Genomic DNA, 13,400 nt, shown 5'->3' with positions numbered 1-13,400 from the left:
CGGGCCGTCAGTCGTCGTCGCGGGCCAGGGCCACGGCGTAGGCCTCCTCGTCGCGCGACACATGCACGGTCCACGGGCGGCAGCAGACGGGACAGTCCTCGATGTAGCGCTCCGCGCTGGCGCCGATGGGGTCCACGTCGACCTCCACCTCCTCGCCACAGTAGGGGCACTGCTGGATGGCGGCTTCCGCGAAGGGCTGCATGATGGTGCCTCCTCGCCCTCGTAGCGGGCGAAAGCGTCGCGGACTGAGCGTCCGCGCCGTCAGACGGTAGACTCCCGAGCCATGGCTTCTCCTTCCCGCAATCGCATCGGCGAAATCCTCGTCAAGGCCCGCGTCATCGACGAGCTCCAGCTCCGCAGCGCCATGGCCACCCTGGACCAGTGGGGCGGGCGGCTGTCGCGCGTCGTCGCCGACCTGGGGCTGGCCACCGAGGACACGATTACGGAGGCCATCTGCCAGGGCCTGGGGATGCAGCGCGTGCAGTTGGGCAACATCAGCCGGGACGCAGGCGCGCTCTCGCGCGTGGACATGACGCTCGCCGAGCAGAAGGCCGTCTTCCCCGTCACGCTCAAGGACAACGGCAAGACGCTGGTGCTGGCCATGGCGGACCCCACGGACCTGGCCACGCTGGACCAGGTGGCGGCCCGCAGCCGCGCCCGGGTGGTCCCCATGGTGGCGGGCGAGCGTGAAATCGAGCACGCCATCCTGCGGCACTACCGGGGCCAGGAGCCGGTGGTCAGCACGCGCTTCTCTCCCTCGCGCAACCAGTCCTCGGACACGCAGGCCACCGTCGACGAGCAGGACGACGAGTTCAAGGTCGTCGACATGAGCGGCAAGACGGTGGTGAAGCGCATCGCCGACATCGTCCCGCCCGAGTCACCCGCGGCGGCGCCAGCCCCCCGCGCTCCGGAGCGGCCCGCACCGCCCGCGGCGGCCCAGGGGTCGAGCGCGGCGGACATCCTCGACGAAATCCTGGCCGGTGGCCCGTCCACCTCGCCCGAGTGGACGGACGAGGACCTGCAGCGGCTGCAGACGCTCCAGCAGAACCAGGAGAAGAGCTCCAAGATTCTGCGCGCCCTGCTGGAGCTGCTCCTGGAGAAGGGCAAGCTGCAGCAGCGCGAGCTCGCCGCCAGGATGCGCCTGTAGCGCTCAGCCCGCCTCCTGGAGCTCCCGCCCGGTGAGCCCCAGGAGGTAGAGGATGGTGTCCAGCCCGCCGGCGGAGATGGACGTGTCGGCGGCCTCGCGCAGCCGGGGCTTGGCGCGGAACGCGATGCCCAGCCCCGCGCGCTCCAGCATCAGCAAGTCATTGGCGCCGTCGCCCACCGCGATGACCTGCTCGAGCAGGATGCCCTCCTGGGCCGCGAGCTGCTCGAGCAGCTCCGCCTTGCGGCGCGCGTTGACGATGGCCCCGACGGTGCGTCCGGTGAGCCTGCCGCCCTCCGCCTCCAGCACGTTGGAGTAGGCGTGGTCGATGCCGAGCCGCGCCTTGAGCGCCTCGGCCGCCACGGAGAAGCCGCCGCTGATGACCGCGGTGCGGTAGCCCAGGCGCTTGAGCACGCGCACCAGCGTCTCGGCGCCCTCCGTGAGGGGCAGGTTGGCCGCGAGCCGGTGCAGCACGTCCACGTCCAGCCCCTTCAGCAGCGCCACGCGCTGGCGCAGCGACTCGTCGTAGTCCATCTCCCCCTGCATGGCGCGCTCGGTGATGCGCGAGACCTGCTCACCCACGCCGTGCGCGCGCGCCAGCTCGTCGATGACCTCGATGCGGATGAGCGTGGAGTCCATGTCCATCACCACCATCCGCTTGCCGCGCCGGAACAGGCTCTCCTTCTGCAGCGCCACGTCGAAGGTGTTGTCGCGCATGGACAGCGCCAGCAGCGAGCGCTTGAGCACCTGGGGCTCCAGCGCGGGCGGCAGGGTGACGTGCAGCTCCATGGAGCCCAGGTGCGGCTCGGACAGCCGGACGATGCGCTCCACGTTGGCGCCCGCCTGGGCCAGGTGCGAGGTGAGCGAGTGCAGCTGCCCCGCCCCCAGCGCGCGCCCCACCGCGGTGACGACGTAGCGCGCGGGCATGGGAGCCCCGGGGTCCGGCGTCTCCACCGCCTGGAAGTCCAGCGCCACGCCGAGCTCCCGCGCGGCGAAGAGCAGCGCCCGGGGAATGCCCACCGACTCGGGCAGCCGCACCAGGAGGCACAGCGTCAGCCGCCCCTGCACCACCACCTGCTCCACGTCGAGCAGCTCGGCGCCCGCGTCCGCGAGCAGGCCGGTGAGGCGGGCGGTGATGCCGGGGTGGTCCTTGCCCGTCACGGTGACGAGCACACAGCCTGGAGCAGTGGAGGTCATGGCGCGCGGCACAATGCCATGACCCCGCCTGGACGGGGCGGACGCCGCGAGGCCCCCACGTCGTGCCTGCCTGCTACCGCGCTGGCGGAGGGCCAGGACACGGCCTCTCCACGCCACCGTCCACACGGGGGGCGAGCCTCACGAGGAGGCCCGCGCCCGGGAGCGCGTCACTGCTGGGGCGACTCGGAGGAGAGGATGAGGTCGCCGCGGACGAGGAACTCCTTGTCCGGGAAGGCCTTGTAGAAGTCCTCGAGCATGGCGTCGACGTCCGGGTAGCGCTGCTCGCGCTTGTCCTGGGTGGCCTTGTCGAAGAGCTGGTCCAGGCCGCTGGGCGCCTCGGGGTTCACCTCCGAGGGGAGCGGCGAGCGGCGGCCCGGAATCTGCCCGGTCAGCATCTCGTAGAGCAGGATGCCCAGCCCGTACACGTCCGCGGAGGGGCCCGGGTCCTTGGCGCCGCGGTTCATCAGCTCCGGGGCCATGTACGCCATGCCGCCGGTGCCCACGAAGACCTGGGGCATGCCCTTGGTGGCGTCCACCTCCACCACGCGGCCCAGGCCGAAGTCGGACAGCTTGGCGTTGCCGTAGGCGTCGAAGAGGACGTTCTCCGGCTTGAGGTTGTGGTGCGTCAGCCCCGTGGCGTGGGCCGCGCGCAGGCCGTAGGCCATCTGGAGGAACGTGCGCAGCGCGAAGGGCACCGGCACCCCGCTGCCACCGCCCGCGTCCAGCCGCTCCTTCAGGCTGCCGTTCATCAGCTCCAGGACGAAGTAGGGGCGGCTGGCCTCCACGTTCTGGTCCACCACCTGGACGATGCCGGGGTGGCGCACCTGGGCCTGGGCGCACAGCTCCTTCTTCAGCCGCTTGAGCACCTCACCGCGCTGCAGGAAGGAGAAGTACCCGAAGATGTCCTTGAGCTCCTTCAGGCAGATGTCCAGCCCCAGCGCCGTGAAGCGGCCCTTGAAGACGGTGCCCAGCGGGCCCGTGCCGATGGGGTCGAACTTCTGGTAGCGCAAGTCCAGCTCCGTGCCCTTCGGGGCGACGGGCGCGGCGGCGACGGGAGAAGTGGCGGCGGGAGGGGGCATGGAAGGGGCGGCGGACGACGACGGGGGAGCGAGGGGCAGCGGCGCGGTGGGAGCCAGACCGATGGACGTCTCCCGGCGAGGCTCGGGCGTCGCGGGGGTGATGAGCGCCACGGGCACAGGCGGCGTGAAGGGCGCCGGGACGGGCACGGGTACCTGCGACGTGTTGGGCGGCGGCGTCAGGTCCAGCGCGGGCATGGCCGAGCGCGCGGCGCGCATCGGCGGCATGGGCGGCGGCGACGGGGGCGGCGCAATCTGCGTGGCCGCGGTGGGCACCACCTCCGCCTCGTCCAGGAGCAGCTCCGGCGGGGGCGGCGGCAGCACCAGCGACTCCTCGGTGCCCTGGGCCACGGGGGGCTCGTCCTCGGCCGAGGCAATCTGGTCGGCGAAGAACTCGCCCACCTCCACGGAGAACTTGTCCGACAGCTCCCCGCCCGCCACGCGCTCGCCCTGCTCGGTGAGCTTGAGCTGGGCCTCGCGGTCCATGGCGATGTAGTGGAACTTGCGCAGGAAGAAGAAGTAGTTGTCGAAATCGAGCGAGACGGACGGCTCCAGCGCGGCCTTCACATCGGCCAGCTTGTTGGAGCGTCCGAGTTGGCCGTTCTCCCTCAGGTTTCGGAGGATGAACAGCGCCTCGCCACTGACGGCGTCGCGGTTGATGGCGGCCTTCGGCATGGGTGGGCGACTCTACGACGTCCACCCGCCACCGCTCAACGTGGGACTGGCGGAACCCGGGGGGTTCTCAGCGGATGCGAAGCAGCTGCTTCACCGTCTCCAGGACCTCGACGAACTTCACCGGCTTGCGCAGGTAGATGTCCACGCCCAGCTGCAGCGCGCGGTCCTGGGCCTCCTTGCCGCCGGCGGAGATGGCGATGACGGGGATGGCCCGCAGGGCCTCCTCCTCCCGGATGCGCTCCACGAGCGCGAAGCCGTCCATCACCGGCATGTAGAGGTCCGTCATCACCAGGCTGAAGCGGCCCTCGCGCAGCATGCCCAGCGCGTGGTGCCCGTCCGGCGCGAAGTGGACCTCCAGGGGCACCTTCCCGTGCAGCTCACCGGACGCCAGCTTCTTCAGCACGTAGCTGTACATCTCGATGATGTGCGGGTTGTCCTCGACGATGAGCACACGGTACCCCTCGTGCTCGGCGTGGGGCGCGTGGCTGTTGGGTCCTGCCGCACTCAAGATGTCACCCAGTCTGCGCCTGTCCTCCGCGCGCTCGACGCGGACCCCGACTCCTCCGGGCTGATCGACGCCCGCGGGCCTCATCCAGGCCACGATGCCGGTGACTTCTACCGGATCCAGCAGTCCCGGGAAAGAAAGTGCGAGCCGCACCTCGTCCCCCAGGGTGAAGACCTGGTCGGTCTGCACGAAGAGCCCCGAATGGGACAGGTTCTCCGTGACGTCACGCGCCTGGCGTCCGTCGGCGTACTCCACCTTCAGCACGGCCGGGACCCGGGGGTGCTGACGCTTGTTCTCTGGGCCCGGGGTCATAACAAGGGGTTGAAATCGCTCGGCAATTTGCTGATGGCGGCCCAGTGTACCGTCGAGGGTTTATGTTGACAACGCGGCCTTTGGAGCAATACGTAGCCCCCCGCCATGGCGGAGCCCCTGTTCACTCCTGAAGAGCAGAAGAAGTTCGACGCGGGTATCGCGGAGATCATCTCCCACTACCCCTCTGATCGCAAAAGCGCGGGCATGCTCCCGGCGCTGCGCCTGCTCCAGGAGATCAAGGGCTGGCTGCCGCCCGAGGGCCTGCGCCTGGTCGCCAAGCACCTGGAGGTCACGCCGGAGCGCGCCTACGAGGTCGCCAGCTTCTACGTGATGTACCACCTGAAGAAGCCGGGCAAGTACGTCATCGACGTCTGCACGAACCTGTCCTGCTCGCTCTGGGGCGCGGAGAAGATGCTCGCCTACCTGGAGGAGAAGCTTGGCCTCAAGGCAGGTGAAGCCAACGAGAAGTTCACCTTGCGCGAGACCGAGTGCCTGGCCTCCTGCGGCACGGCGCCGTGCCTGCAGATCAACGAGGATCACCACGAGAGCCTCACCCGCGCGAAGCTGGACGCCATCCTGGCCAAGCTGAGCTGAAGCGCCACCCTTTCACCCAGGCAGGACGTCATCACATGGCCTCTACGGCAAAGGGCATCGACCCGATCATCTCCGCGGCCTGGGGCAAGCCCCAGTCCTGGACGTTGGACAGCTACAAGAAGCGCGGTGGCTACGAGGGTCTGAAGAAGGCGCTGGAGATGCAGCCGGCCGCCATCATCGACGAGGTGAAGAAGTCCAACCTCCGCGGTCGCGGCGGCGCCGGCTTCCCCACGGGCCTGAAGTGGAGCTTCGTCCCCAAGGACAGCCCCAAGCCCAAGTACCTCGCGGTCAACGGCGACGAGTCCGAGCCGGGCACCTTCAAGGACCGCTACATCCTCGAGGACGACCCGCACATGATGCTGGAGGGCATCGCCATCGCGTCCTACGCGCTGGGCGTGCACACCTGCTACGTGTACCTGCGCGGCGAGTTCAAGTTCCCCGCGGAGCGCTGCCAGGCCGCCATCGACGAGGCGTACAAGGCGGGCATCTTCGGCAAGAAGCTGATGGGCAAGGACTTCGAGCTCAACTGCTACCTGGTCCGCGGCGCCGGCGCCTACATCTGCGGCGAGGAGACGGCCCTGCTGGAGAGCCTGGAGGGCAAGAAGGGCTGGCCGCGCCTGAAGCCCCCCTTCCCCGCCGTCGTCGGCCTGTTCGGCAGCCCCACGGTGGTGAACAACGTGGAGACGCTCGCCAGCGTGCCCCACGTCTTCACGGGCGGCTCGGACTGGTACGCGAAGCTGGGCACGGACAAGTCGGGCGGCACGCGCCTGGTCTGCCTGTCCGGCACGGTGAACCGCCCGGGCGTCTACGAGGTGTCGATGTTCACGACCCTCGCGGAGCTCATCTACGACGACAAGTACGGCCGCGGCATGCCGGCGGGTCGCAAGGTGAAGGCCGTGATTCCGGGCGGGTCCTCGGCGCCGGTGCTGGGCGCGGACGAGCTGGACGTGGCCATGGAGTTCGAGGCCCTCAAGGTCAAACAGACCATGGCGGGCTCCGGCGGCGTCATCGTCATGGACGACGCCACCTGCATGGTGCGCAGCCTGTGGCGCGTGGCCCGCTTCTACGCGGAGGAGTCCTGCGGCCAGTGCACGCCGTGCCGCGAGGGCACGCCGTGGCAGACGCGGCTTCTGCGCAAGATTGAAGAGGGCCGCGGCGACCCGGGCGACGTGGAGATGCTCTCCAACGTGGCGTCCTCCATCGCCCCCTACCCGCCCATCGGCCTGGGCAACACCATCTGCGCGCTGGGTGACGCGGCGGCGCTGCCCACGCACTCGTTCCTGATGCGGTTCAAGGACGAGTTCGAGGCCCACATCCGCGAGAAGCGCTGCCCGTTCGGCGACAAGCCCTGGGGTTCGTTCGGAGACTGGTCTTGAACATCGAGCTCATCCTCTTCGGGGCGTTCGCGCTCCTGACGCTGCTGTCGGCCGGGATGGTCATCTTCGCGCGGAGTCCCATCAACTCCGCCATGGCCCTGGTCTCCACGTTCTTCTTCCTGGCCGGGCTGTACGTCCTGCTCTGGGCGCACACGGTGGCGGTGCTCCAGGTGCTCGTCTACGCGGGCGCCATCATGGTGCTCTTCCTGTTCGTCATCATGCTGCTGAACCTGAGCGAGTCGCCCTCGCGTGGAAAGCCCACGCTGGCGAGGCTCGTGGGTGGCGTGGCGACGGTGGGCCTCCTGGCGGTGCTGGGCATCGCGCTCAGCAAGCTGCCCTCCGGGCCGCCCCCGTCCATGGGCGTGGAGGCGCAGGCGACCTTCGGCACCATGGCGACGCTGGGTCAGGTCATCTTCACCCAGTGGCTGCTTCCCTTCGAGGCGGTGAGCCTGCTGCTGCTGGTGGCCATCGTGGGCGCGGTCGTCGTGGCCAAGTCGCGAATCTGATCGCAGCCGACTCCCTCAAACTTTCTGTGCTAGATGGCGGCGCAGGTCGTCCGCCCGCGAGGCCCCGAACCGGCCATGGTCCCCATCTCCTACTACCTCCTGCTTGCCGCCGCCCTGTTCTGCATGGGCATGTTCGGCGTGCTGGTGCGCCGCAACGCACTGGTCGTCTTCATGTGCGTGGAGCTGATGCTCAACGCGGCGAACCTGACGTTCCTGGCCTTCGCCCGCATGCACGGCGACAGCATCGGGCACGTCTCCGCCTTCTTCGTCATCGCGGTGGCCGCGGCGGAAGCGGCCATCGGACTGGCCATCGTCATCGCCGTCTTCCGGAGCCGAGGCAGCATCCTGGTGGAAGACATCCGGACCATGAAGCACTGACGGACACGCCAGGAGCCCACTCATGAGCACCTTCTCGGAATTCCTCCAGGTCGCGCCGGTCGCGCCAGAAGTGATGGCGCCCTCGCTCTGGCTCATCATCGCGCTGCCCCTGTTGGGCGCGTTCATCTGCGGCGTGTTCGGCAAGATGCTGGGCCGCGCCAACGTGCACCTGGTCGCGTGCTCCGCGGTCGCGGGCGCCTTCGTGCTGAGCGTGCTGGCCTTCTGGGCCACCAGCTCCATGGACCTGGAGAGCCGCCGGCTCCTGTCCTTCATCGTGAACCCGTTCGGCAACGAGCGGGACTACGTCCGCTACGCGATTGCGCACGACTACGGCACCTGGTTCTCGGTGGGCGACTTCCGGGTGAACTTCGGGCTGATGGTGGACCACCTGTCCGGCATCCTCCTGCTGGTCATCACCGGCGTGGGCTTCCTCATCCACCTGTACTCCACCAGCTACATGGAGCACGACGAGGCCTACTGGCGGTTCTTCGCGTACCTGAACCTCTTCGTCGCGGCGATGCTGACGCTGGTGCTGGCCGACAACCTGGTCCTGCTCTTCGTGGGCTGGGAGGGCGTGGGCATGGCCAGCTACCTGCTCATCGGCTTCTGGTACACGGACCCCGCCAAGGCGTGGGCCGGCCGCAAGGCGTTCGTCACCAACCGCATCGGTGACTTCGCGTTCCTCATCGCCACGTTCCTGATGGTGCTGATGGTCGGCGCCTTCAACCGCCAGGCCGACGAGCGCGACTACACGGCGGCGGGCAGCACCAGCCAGCGCTACGCCTCCGCGCTCGAGGACAAGGGCCCCGTCACCTTCCTGGGCCTGCAGAAGTTCGCCGAGGCGATGCCCGAGGGCGGCGCCGGCAAGGTGGACCTGTCCACGACCATCGCCGCGGGCCCCCTGGAGGGCTACACGTTCGGCGGAGTGATGACGGTGGCGCTGCTGCTGTTCCTCCTGGGCGCCGCGGGCAAGAGCGCGCAGCTGCCGCTCTACGTCTGGCTGCCGGACGCCATGGCTGGCCCCACGCCGGTCTCCGCGCTCATCCACGCCGCGACGATGGTGACCGCGGGCGTGTACCTGTTCAGCCGCATGTCCGCGCTGCTGGTGCTCAGCCCCACGGCGATGGCCACGGTCGCCATCATCGGTGCGCTGACGTCGCTCTTGGCGGCGCTCATCGCCTTCGCGCAGGACGACATCAAGAAGGTGCTCGCCTACTCCACGGTGTCCCAGCTGGGCATCATGTTCATGGGCGTGGGCATGGGCATCTTCTGGGCGGCCGTGCTGCACCTGGTGACGCACGCGTTCTTCAAGGCGTGTCTGTTCCTGGGCGCCGGCAGCGTGATGCACGGCAACGGGGACGAGACGGACATCAAGAAGCTGGGCGGCCTGCGCCACGAGATGAAGTGGACGTGGGGCACCTTCTTCGTCGCCACGCTGGCCATCACCGGCATCATCCCGCTGTCCGGCTTCTTCTCGAAGGACGCCATCTTCCACGGCGTGCACCACAACCACCTGGCGGGCCTGCACTGGGTGTCCAGCGCGGTCTACTACCTGGGCCTGCTCATCGCCGCGTGCACCGCGTTCTACATGACGCGCGTGTACCTGCTGACCTTCGAGGGGCCCCGCTCCAAGGAGGCCAAGGTGGCGCACGCGCACGAGAGCGCGTGGCAGATGACGCTGCCGCTGGTGGTGCTGGCGGTGCTCAGCGTGGTGGCCTCCGTGTACGCGTGGCCGCTGCTCAAGGCGCCCGGTGACGGCCGCCCGCAGCCGGTGTTCGAGAACTTCCTGAGCCCGGTGTTCGCGGCGATGAACCGCGTGGTCGCCACGGGCAAGACGGTGGAGCTCGACACGAGCGTCCCCACGCTGGGTGACTACGGCTTCGCGTGGCTGGTGGCGGTGTCCGGCGGCGCGCTGGCGGCGTTCCTGTACCTGCGCTTCTTCCCGTCCCGCGCGGGTCAGCCCGCGCCGGCCTATGCCCGGGCGGTGCGCCGCGCGGCGCAGAACAAGTTCTACGTGGACGAGTTGTATGAGCTGGCCATCATCCGGCCCATCAAGTTCATGAGCTTCATCCTCTTCCGCGTGGTGGACGCGCTCCTCATCGACACCGTGGCGGTGCGCGGCACGGCGTGGGTGACGGCGCGCGTGGGCAGCGCGCTGCGCTACGTCCAGTCGGGCGACGCCCAGGCCTATGCCGCAGTGATGGCCCTCGCCCTGCTCGGCGGCGTGGCCTACGCCCTCATCCAGGTGCTGCAATGAGCTTCTTCGACACCCACCTGCTCAACCTCGTCGTCTTCCTGCCGCTCGTCTTCGCGGCGCTGGTGCTGATGCTGCCCGCCGGCGAGGCGGGGCAGATTCGCACCGTCACGTTCATCGGCATGGTGGTGGACCTGGTCTTCGGCGTGTGGGCGTACTCACGCTTCGAGGTCGGCGGTCCCGAGTTCCAGCTCGAGTACCGGGTGCCCTGGTTCCAGGAGTTCGGGCTGAGCTACCACCTGGGCGTGGATGGCCTGGCGGTGAGCCTCATCCTCCTGACGGTGTTCCTGGGCCCCCTGGTGGTGCTGGCCTCCACCACGTACATCAGCCACCGCATCAAGGAGTTCCACCTGGCGCTGCTGGTGCTCCAGACGACGATGCTGGGCGCGCTGGTGTCGCTGGACGTGCTGCTGTTCTACATCTTCTTCGAGGCCATGCTCATCCCCATGTACCTGCTGGTGGGTGTGTGGGGCGCCGAGGACCGCCAGATGGCGGCGGTGAAGTTCTTCCTCTACACGCTGGTGGGCTCGCTGCTGATGCTGGTGGCGCTCATCGCGGTGTACTTCATCAGCTCGCCGGCGGGCGCGCGCTCGTTCGACTACGCGAGCATCTACAACGGCCTGTTGGACGCGAACCGGCAGCTGTCCGCGTGCTCGGCGGGACCCGCGGGCGCGTGTGATTCGCTGACGGGCATGGCCGCGACGCTGCACACCTACGGCCCCTGGCTGTTCGCGGCGTTCGCGCTGGCGTTCGCCATCAAGGTGCCGATGTGGCCGGTGCACACGTGGCTGCCGGACGCGCACGTGCAGGCGCCGGTGGCCGGCTCCATGATCCTGGCCGGCGTGATGCTGAAGATGGGCACCTTCGGCTTCTGGCGCTACGCGATTCCGCTGTTCCCGGTGGCCGCGCAGCAGGCCCGGCCGTTCCTGGCGACGCTGGCCGTCATCGGCATCGTCTACGGGGCGCTGATGTGCCTGGCGCAGCGGGACATCAAGAAGCTCATCGCGTACTCGTCCGTCAGCCACCTGGGCTACTGCATGCTCGGCATCTTCGCGCTGACGGCGGAGGGCGCCACGGGCAGCGCGTACCAGATGCTCAACCACGGCGTGTCCACGGGCGCGCTGTTCCTCCTGTTCGGCTTCCTCTACGAGCGGCGCCACAGCCGCCTGATGGCGGACTTCGGCGGCATCGCCAAGGTGATGCCGGTGTTCACCACCGCCTTCATCATCATCACCTTCTCCTCGGTGGCGGTGCCCGGCACCAACGGCTTCATCGGCGAGTTCCTGGTGCTGCTCGGCACGTTCAAGAGCGACCTGGGCGCGGCGGCCGGCAACCCGCACCTGACGGCGGTGTTCGGCGCGTTCGCGACCACGGGCGTCATCCTGGGCGCGGCGTACATGCTGTGGATGGTGCAGAAGGTGTTCTTCGGCGGCCTGACGCACCGGGAGAACCAGCACCTGCGCGACATGAACGTGCGCGAGAGCCTGACGGTGCTGCCCTTCATCATCCTCGTCGGGGTGATGGGCCTGATGCCCCAGCCCTTCCTGGACCGCATCGAGCCGTCCACGGAGCGCTTCCTGTCCCGCGCCCGCGTGGGCACGCCCGGAGCGGGTGTGCAGGCCGACCAGGTGCGCGTGGAGGTGATGTCCCTGCCGGCCAACCCCACCGTGGCAGCCCCGAGCGCCCCTGCCCCGCTCGCCGCCCGGGCCGTCCCCTCGTCCCGGCCGTAAGCCGACTGAGCCCTCGCCATGACCTTGCCCCTGCCCAATCTGACCCTGGCAGACTTCCTCCCGCTGATTCCCGCCATCATCCTGGTGGTGGGAGCCTGCATCCTGCTGCTGTCGGAGGTGTTCCTCAGCAGCACCGCGTCGCGGTCCTACCAGGCCGTGCTCTCCGTGGTGGCGGCGGTGGCGGCTGGCGCCGTGGCCGTGTCCAACATGTTCGAGCCGGCGCACGAGGCGTTCCTCGGCTTCGGCGTGCTGGACCCCTTCTCCAGCTTCCTCACCTTCGTGGTGTGCGTGGGCCTGGGGCTGGCGTCGCTCAGCTCGGTGAGCTTCCTGCGCAAGCGAGGCGCGGAGCGCGGTGAGTTCTACGCGCTGATGCTGTTCGCCGCGGCGGGCATGAGCCTGTTGGCCCTGTCCAACGAGCTCATCACCCTGTTCGTGAACCTGGAGGTCCTCTCCATCGCCACGTACGCGCTGACGTCGTACCTGCGGCGCGGGACGCGGCCCTCGGAGGCGGGCTTCAAGTACTTCATCCTGGGCGCGTTCTCGTCCGCGGTGCTGCTGTACGGCGCGGCGCTGCTGTACGGCGCCACCGGCACCACCACGCTGACGGCCATGGCTGGGCCGCTGTCGACGGCGCTCGCCCAGCAGCCGGCGCTGGTCTACGCGGGCCTCATCCTCCTGGGCTCCGGCTTCGCCTTCAAGGTGGCCGCGGTGCCGTTCCACATGTGGACGCCGGACGTCTACGAGGGCGCCCCCACCCCCGTCACCGCGCTGATGAGCGCGGGCGTGAAGGCGGCCGCGTTCGCGGCGCTGGTGCGCGTGTTCCTGACGGTGGGCAAGGGCATCGACCCGCAGATGCCGCTGGTGCTGTTCTCCACCTTGGCCTTCCTCACCATGGTGGTGGGCAACCTGCTGGCGATTCCGCAGCGCAACGTGAAGCGCATGCTGGCGTACTCGTCCATCGCGCACGCCGGCTACCTCCTGGTGGGCGTGGCGGCGCTGTTCGTGACGGCGCCGGGCGAGCAGTTCCGCCTGCTGGGCCCGTCGGAGCTGACGGGTGGCTCGCCGCTGGAGCTGGCGCGCTCGCAGGCGCTGCGCGGCATCCTCTTCTACCTGCTGGCCTACACCTTCAGCGCGGTGGGCGCCTTTACCCTGGTCTCCGTGCTCGAGCGTCGCGAGGACGAGGAGAAGGGCACCGCCTGGGATTTGGAGCGCTTCAGTGGCTTGGCGCAGCGGCGCCCGGGCTGGGCCGTGGCCATGGCCGCGTTCATGCTGTCGCTGGGCGGGATTCCTCCCACCATCGGCTTCATGAGCAAGCTGCTCGTGTTCCAGAGCGCGGTGGACGCGGGCCTCATCGGCCTGGCCATCATCGGCGTGCTCTCCAGCGCGGCGGGCGTCTATTACTACCTGCGCGTGGTGGTCTACATGTTCATGCGCCCGGTGCCCGAGGGCGCCCAGGTGCTGGAGCGCAGCTGGTCCACCGAGCTGGCCCTGGTGCTCTCCACCGCGGCCGTGGTGGTGCTGGGCATCCTCCCCGGCCCCGTCACCGCGTGGCTGGTGCAGGCCAGCAGCCTCTTCGGTCAGTAGCCTTCGCGGGCCTCGAGCCCGTCGACTCCGCCCGCCCCGGCCTCGTGCCCGGGCGGGCGTCGTCTTTCA

Annotated in this window: 12 protein-coding genes; 8 read left to right on the top strand and 4 right to left on the bottom strand. The window is 69.2% G+C overall.

The features are described from left to right. Positions 1–7: 7 nt before the first annotated feature. The gene (locus AC6JA9_RS06265) at positions 8–202 is read right to left on the bottom strand and encodes a CPXCG motif-containing cysteine-rich protein (protein WP_141328702.1); all 195 of its coding nucleotides are present in this window, start codon (positions 200–202) and stop codon (positions 8–10) included. Between the two features lie 81 nt (positions 203–283). Here AC6JA9_RS06265 and AC6JA9_RS06260 point away from each other — a divergent pair, with 81 nt between their 5' ends. Then, on the top strand, positions 284–1,147 hold the full coding sequence (locus AC6JA9_RS06260; protein ID WP_497959260.1) for a GspE/PulE/PilB domain-containing protein: 864 nt from the start codon (positions 284–286) through the stop codon (positions 1,145–1,147). Between the two features lie 3 nt (positions 1,148–1,150). Here the strand turns inward: AC6JA9_RS06260 and serB are convergent, their stop codons facing one another. The 3 genes from serB to AC6JA9_RS06245 all read right to left on the bottom strand — a co-directional run bounded on the left by serB (position 1,151) and on the right by AC6JA9_RS06245 (position 4,909). After that, positions 1,151–2,341 carry a phosphoserine phosphatase SerB gene (serB, locus tag AC6JA9_RS06255; protein ID WP_497959259.1) on the bottom strand — a complete coding sequence of 397 codons (1,191 nt, stop codon included), beginning with the start codon at positions 2,339–2,341 and terminating at the stop codon, positions 1,151–1,153. Positions 2,342–2,508: 167 nt separating this feature from the next. Further along, on the bottom strand, positions 2,509–4,092 hold the full coding sequence (locus tag AC6JA9_RS06250; protein ID WP_223746163.1) for a serine/threonine-protein kinase: 1,584 nt from the start codon (positions 4,090–4,092) through the stop codon (positions 2,509–2,511). A gap of 67 nt (positions 4,093–4,159) precedes the next feature. Further along, positions 4,160–4,909 carry a TIGR02266 family protein gene (locus AC6JA9_RS06245; RefSeq protein WP_046711233.1) on the bottom strand — a complete coding sequence of 250 codons (750 nt, stop codon included), beginning with the start codon at positions 4,907–4,909 and terminating at the stop codon, positions 4,160–4,162. Between the two features lie 105 nt (positions 4,910–5,014). Here AC6JA9_RS06245 and AC6JA9_RS06240 point away from each other — a divergent pair, with 105 nt between their 5' ends. The 7 genes from AC6JA9_RS06240 (at position 5,015) to AC6JA9_RS06210 (ending at position 13,331) form a co-directional block, all read left to right on the top strand. Then, entirely contained in the window at positions 5,015–5,503 is a 489-nt protein-coding gene (locus tag AC6JA9_RS06240; protein WP_141324621.1) for an NADH-quinone oxidoreductase subunit NuoE family protein, read from the top strand. Positions 5,504–5,538: 35 nt separating this feature from the next. After that, entirely contained in the window at positions 5,539–6,879 is a 1,341-nt protein-coding gene (gene nuoF / locus AC6JA9_RS06235) for an NADH-quinone oxidoreductase subunit NuoF (RefSeq protein ID WP_223783442.1), read from the top strand. Beyond that, positions 6,876–7,385: an NADH-quinone oxidoreductase subunit J family protein gene (locus AC6JA9_RS06230; RefSeq protein ID WP_223746161.1), complete on the top strand. Its 510-nt coding sequence runs from the start codon at positions 6,876–6,878 to the stop codon at positions 7,383–7,385. The genes nuoF and AC6JA9_RS06230 overlap by 4 nt, the downstream gene beginning before the upstream one ends. A gap of 75 nt (positions 7,386–7,460) precedes the next feature. Further along, entirely contained in the window at positions 7,461–7,763 is a 303-nt protein-coding gene (nuoK, locus tag AC6JA9_RS06225; protein ID WP_046711231.1) for an NADH-quinone oxidoreductase subunit NuoK, read from the top strand. A 22-nt stretch (positions 7,764–7,785) separates the two neighbouring features. Further along, the gene (nuoL, locus tag AC6JA9_RS06220) at positions 7,786–10,020 is read left to right on the top strand and encodes an NADH-quinone oxidoreductase subunit L (protein ID WP_223746160.1); all 2,235 of its coding nucleotides are present in this window, start codon (positions 7,786–7,788) and stop codon (positions 10,018–10,020) included. Next, positions 10,017–11,747: a complex I subunit 4 family protein gene (locus tag AC6JA9_RS06215; protein WP_223746159.1), complete on the top strand. Its 1,731-nt coding sequence runs from the start codon at positions 10,017–10,019 to the stop codon at positions 11,745–11,747. The genes nuoL and AC6JA9_RS06215 overlap by 4 nt, the downstream gene beginning before the upstream one ends. A 24-nt stretch (positions 11,748–11,771) precedes the next feature. Further along, a complete protein-coding gene (locus tag AC6JA9_RS06210; RefSeq protein WP_223746474.1) occupies positions 11,772–13,331 on the top strand; it encodes an NADH-quinone oxidoreductase subunit N in 1,560 nt (519 codons plus the stop codon). Positions 13,332–13,400: the final 69 nt, after the last annotated feature.

It is taken from the genome of Myxococcus sp. MH1, from assembly GCF_059738865.1.
The sequence above is the reverse complement of the archived record's forward strand: the minus strand, read 5'-3'. Positions and strand labels throughout refer to the sequence as shown.

What these genes read in the sequence shown, in the direction of transcription:
- AC6JA9_RS06265 (WP_141328702.1), bottom strand. Translation starts at nt 202, where the DNA reads ATGCAGCCCTTCGCGGAAGCCGCCATCCAGCAGTGCCCCTACTGTGGC.
- AC6JA9_RS06260 (WP_497959260.1), top strand. Translation starts at nt 284, where the DNA reads ATGGCTTCTCCTTCCCGCAATCGCATCGGCGAAATCCTCGTCAAGGCC.
- serB (WP_497959259.1), bottom strand. Translation starts at nt 2,341, where the DNA reads ATGACCTCCACTGCTCCAGGCTGTGTGCTCGTCACCGTGACGGGCAAG.
- AC6JA9_RS06250 (WP_223746163.1), bottom strand. Translation starts at nt 4,092, where the DNA reads ATGCCGAAGGCCGCCATCAACCGCGACGCCGTCAGTGGCGAGGCGCTG.
- AC6JA9_RS06245 (WP_046711233.1), bottom strand. Translation starts at nt 4,909, where the DNA reads ATGACCCCGGGCCCAGAGAACAAGCGTCAGCACCCCCGGGTCCCGGCC.
- AC6JA9_RS06240 (WP_141324621.1), top strand. Translation starts at nt 5,015, where the DNA reads ATGGCGGAGCCCCTGTTCACTCCTGAAGAGCAGAAGAAGTTCGACGCG.
- nuoF (WP_223783442.1), top strand. Translation starts at nt 5,539, where the DNA reads ATGGCCTCTACGGCAAAGGGCATCGACCCGATCATCTCCGCGGCCTGG.
- nuoK (WP_046711231.1), top strand. Translation starts at nt 7,461, where the DNA reads ATGGTCCCCATCTCCTACTACCTCCTGCTTGCCGCCGCCCTGTTCTGC.
- nuoL (WP_223746160.1), top strand. Translation starts at nt 7,786, where the DNA reads ATGAGCACCTTCTCGGAATTCCTCCAGGTCGCGCCGGTCGCGCCAGAA.
- AC6JA9_RS06215 (WP_223746159.1), top strand. Translation starts at nt 10,017, where the DNA reads ATGAGCTTCTTCGACACCCACCTGCTCAACCTCGTCGTCTTCCTGCCG.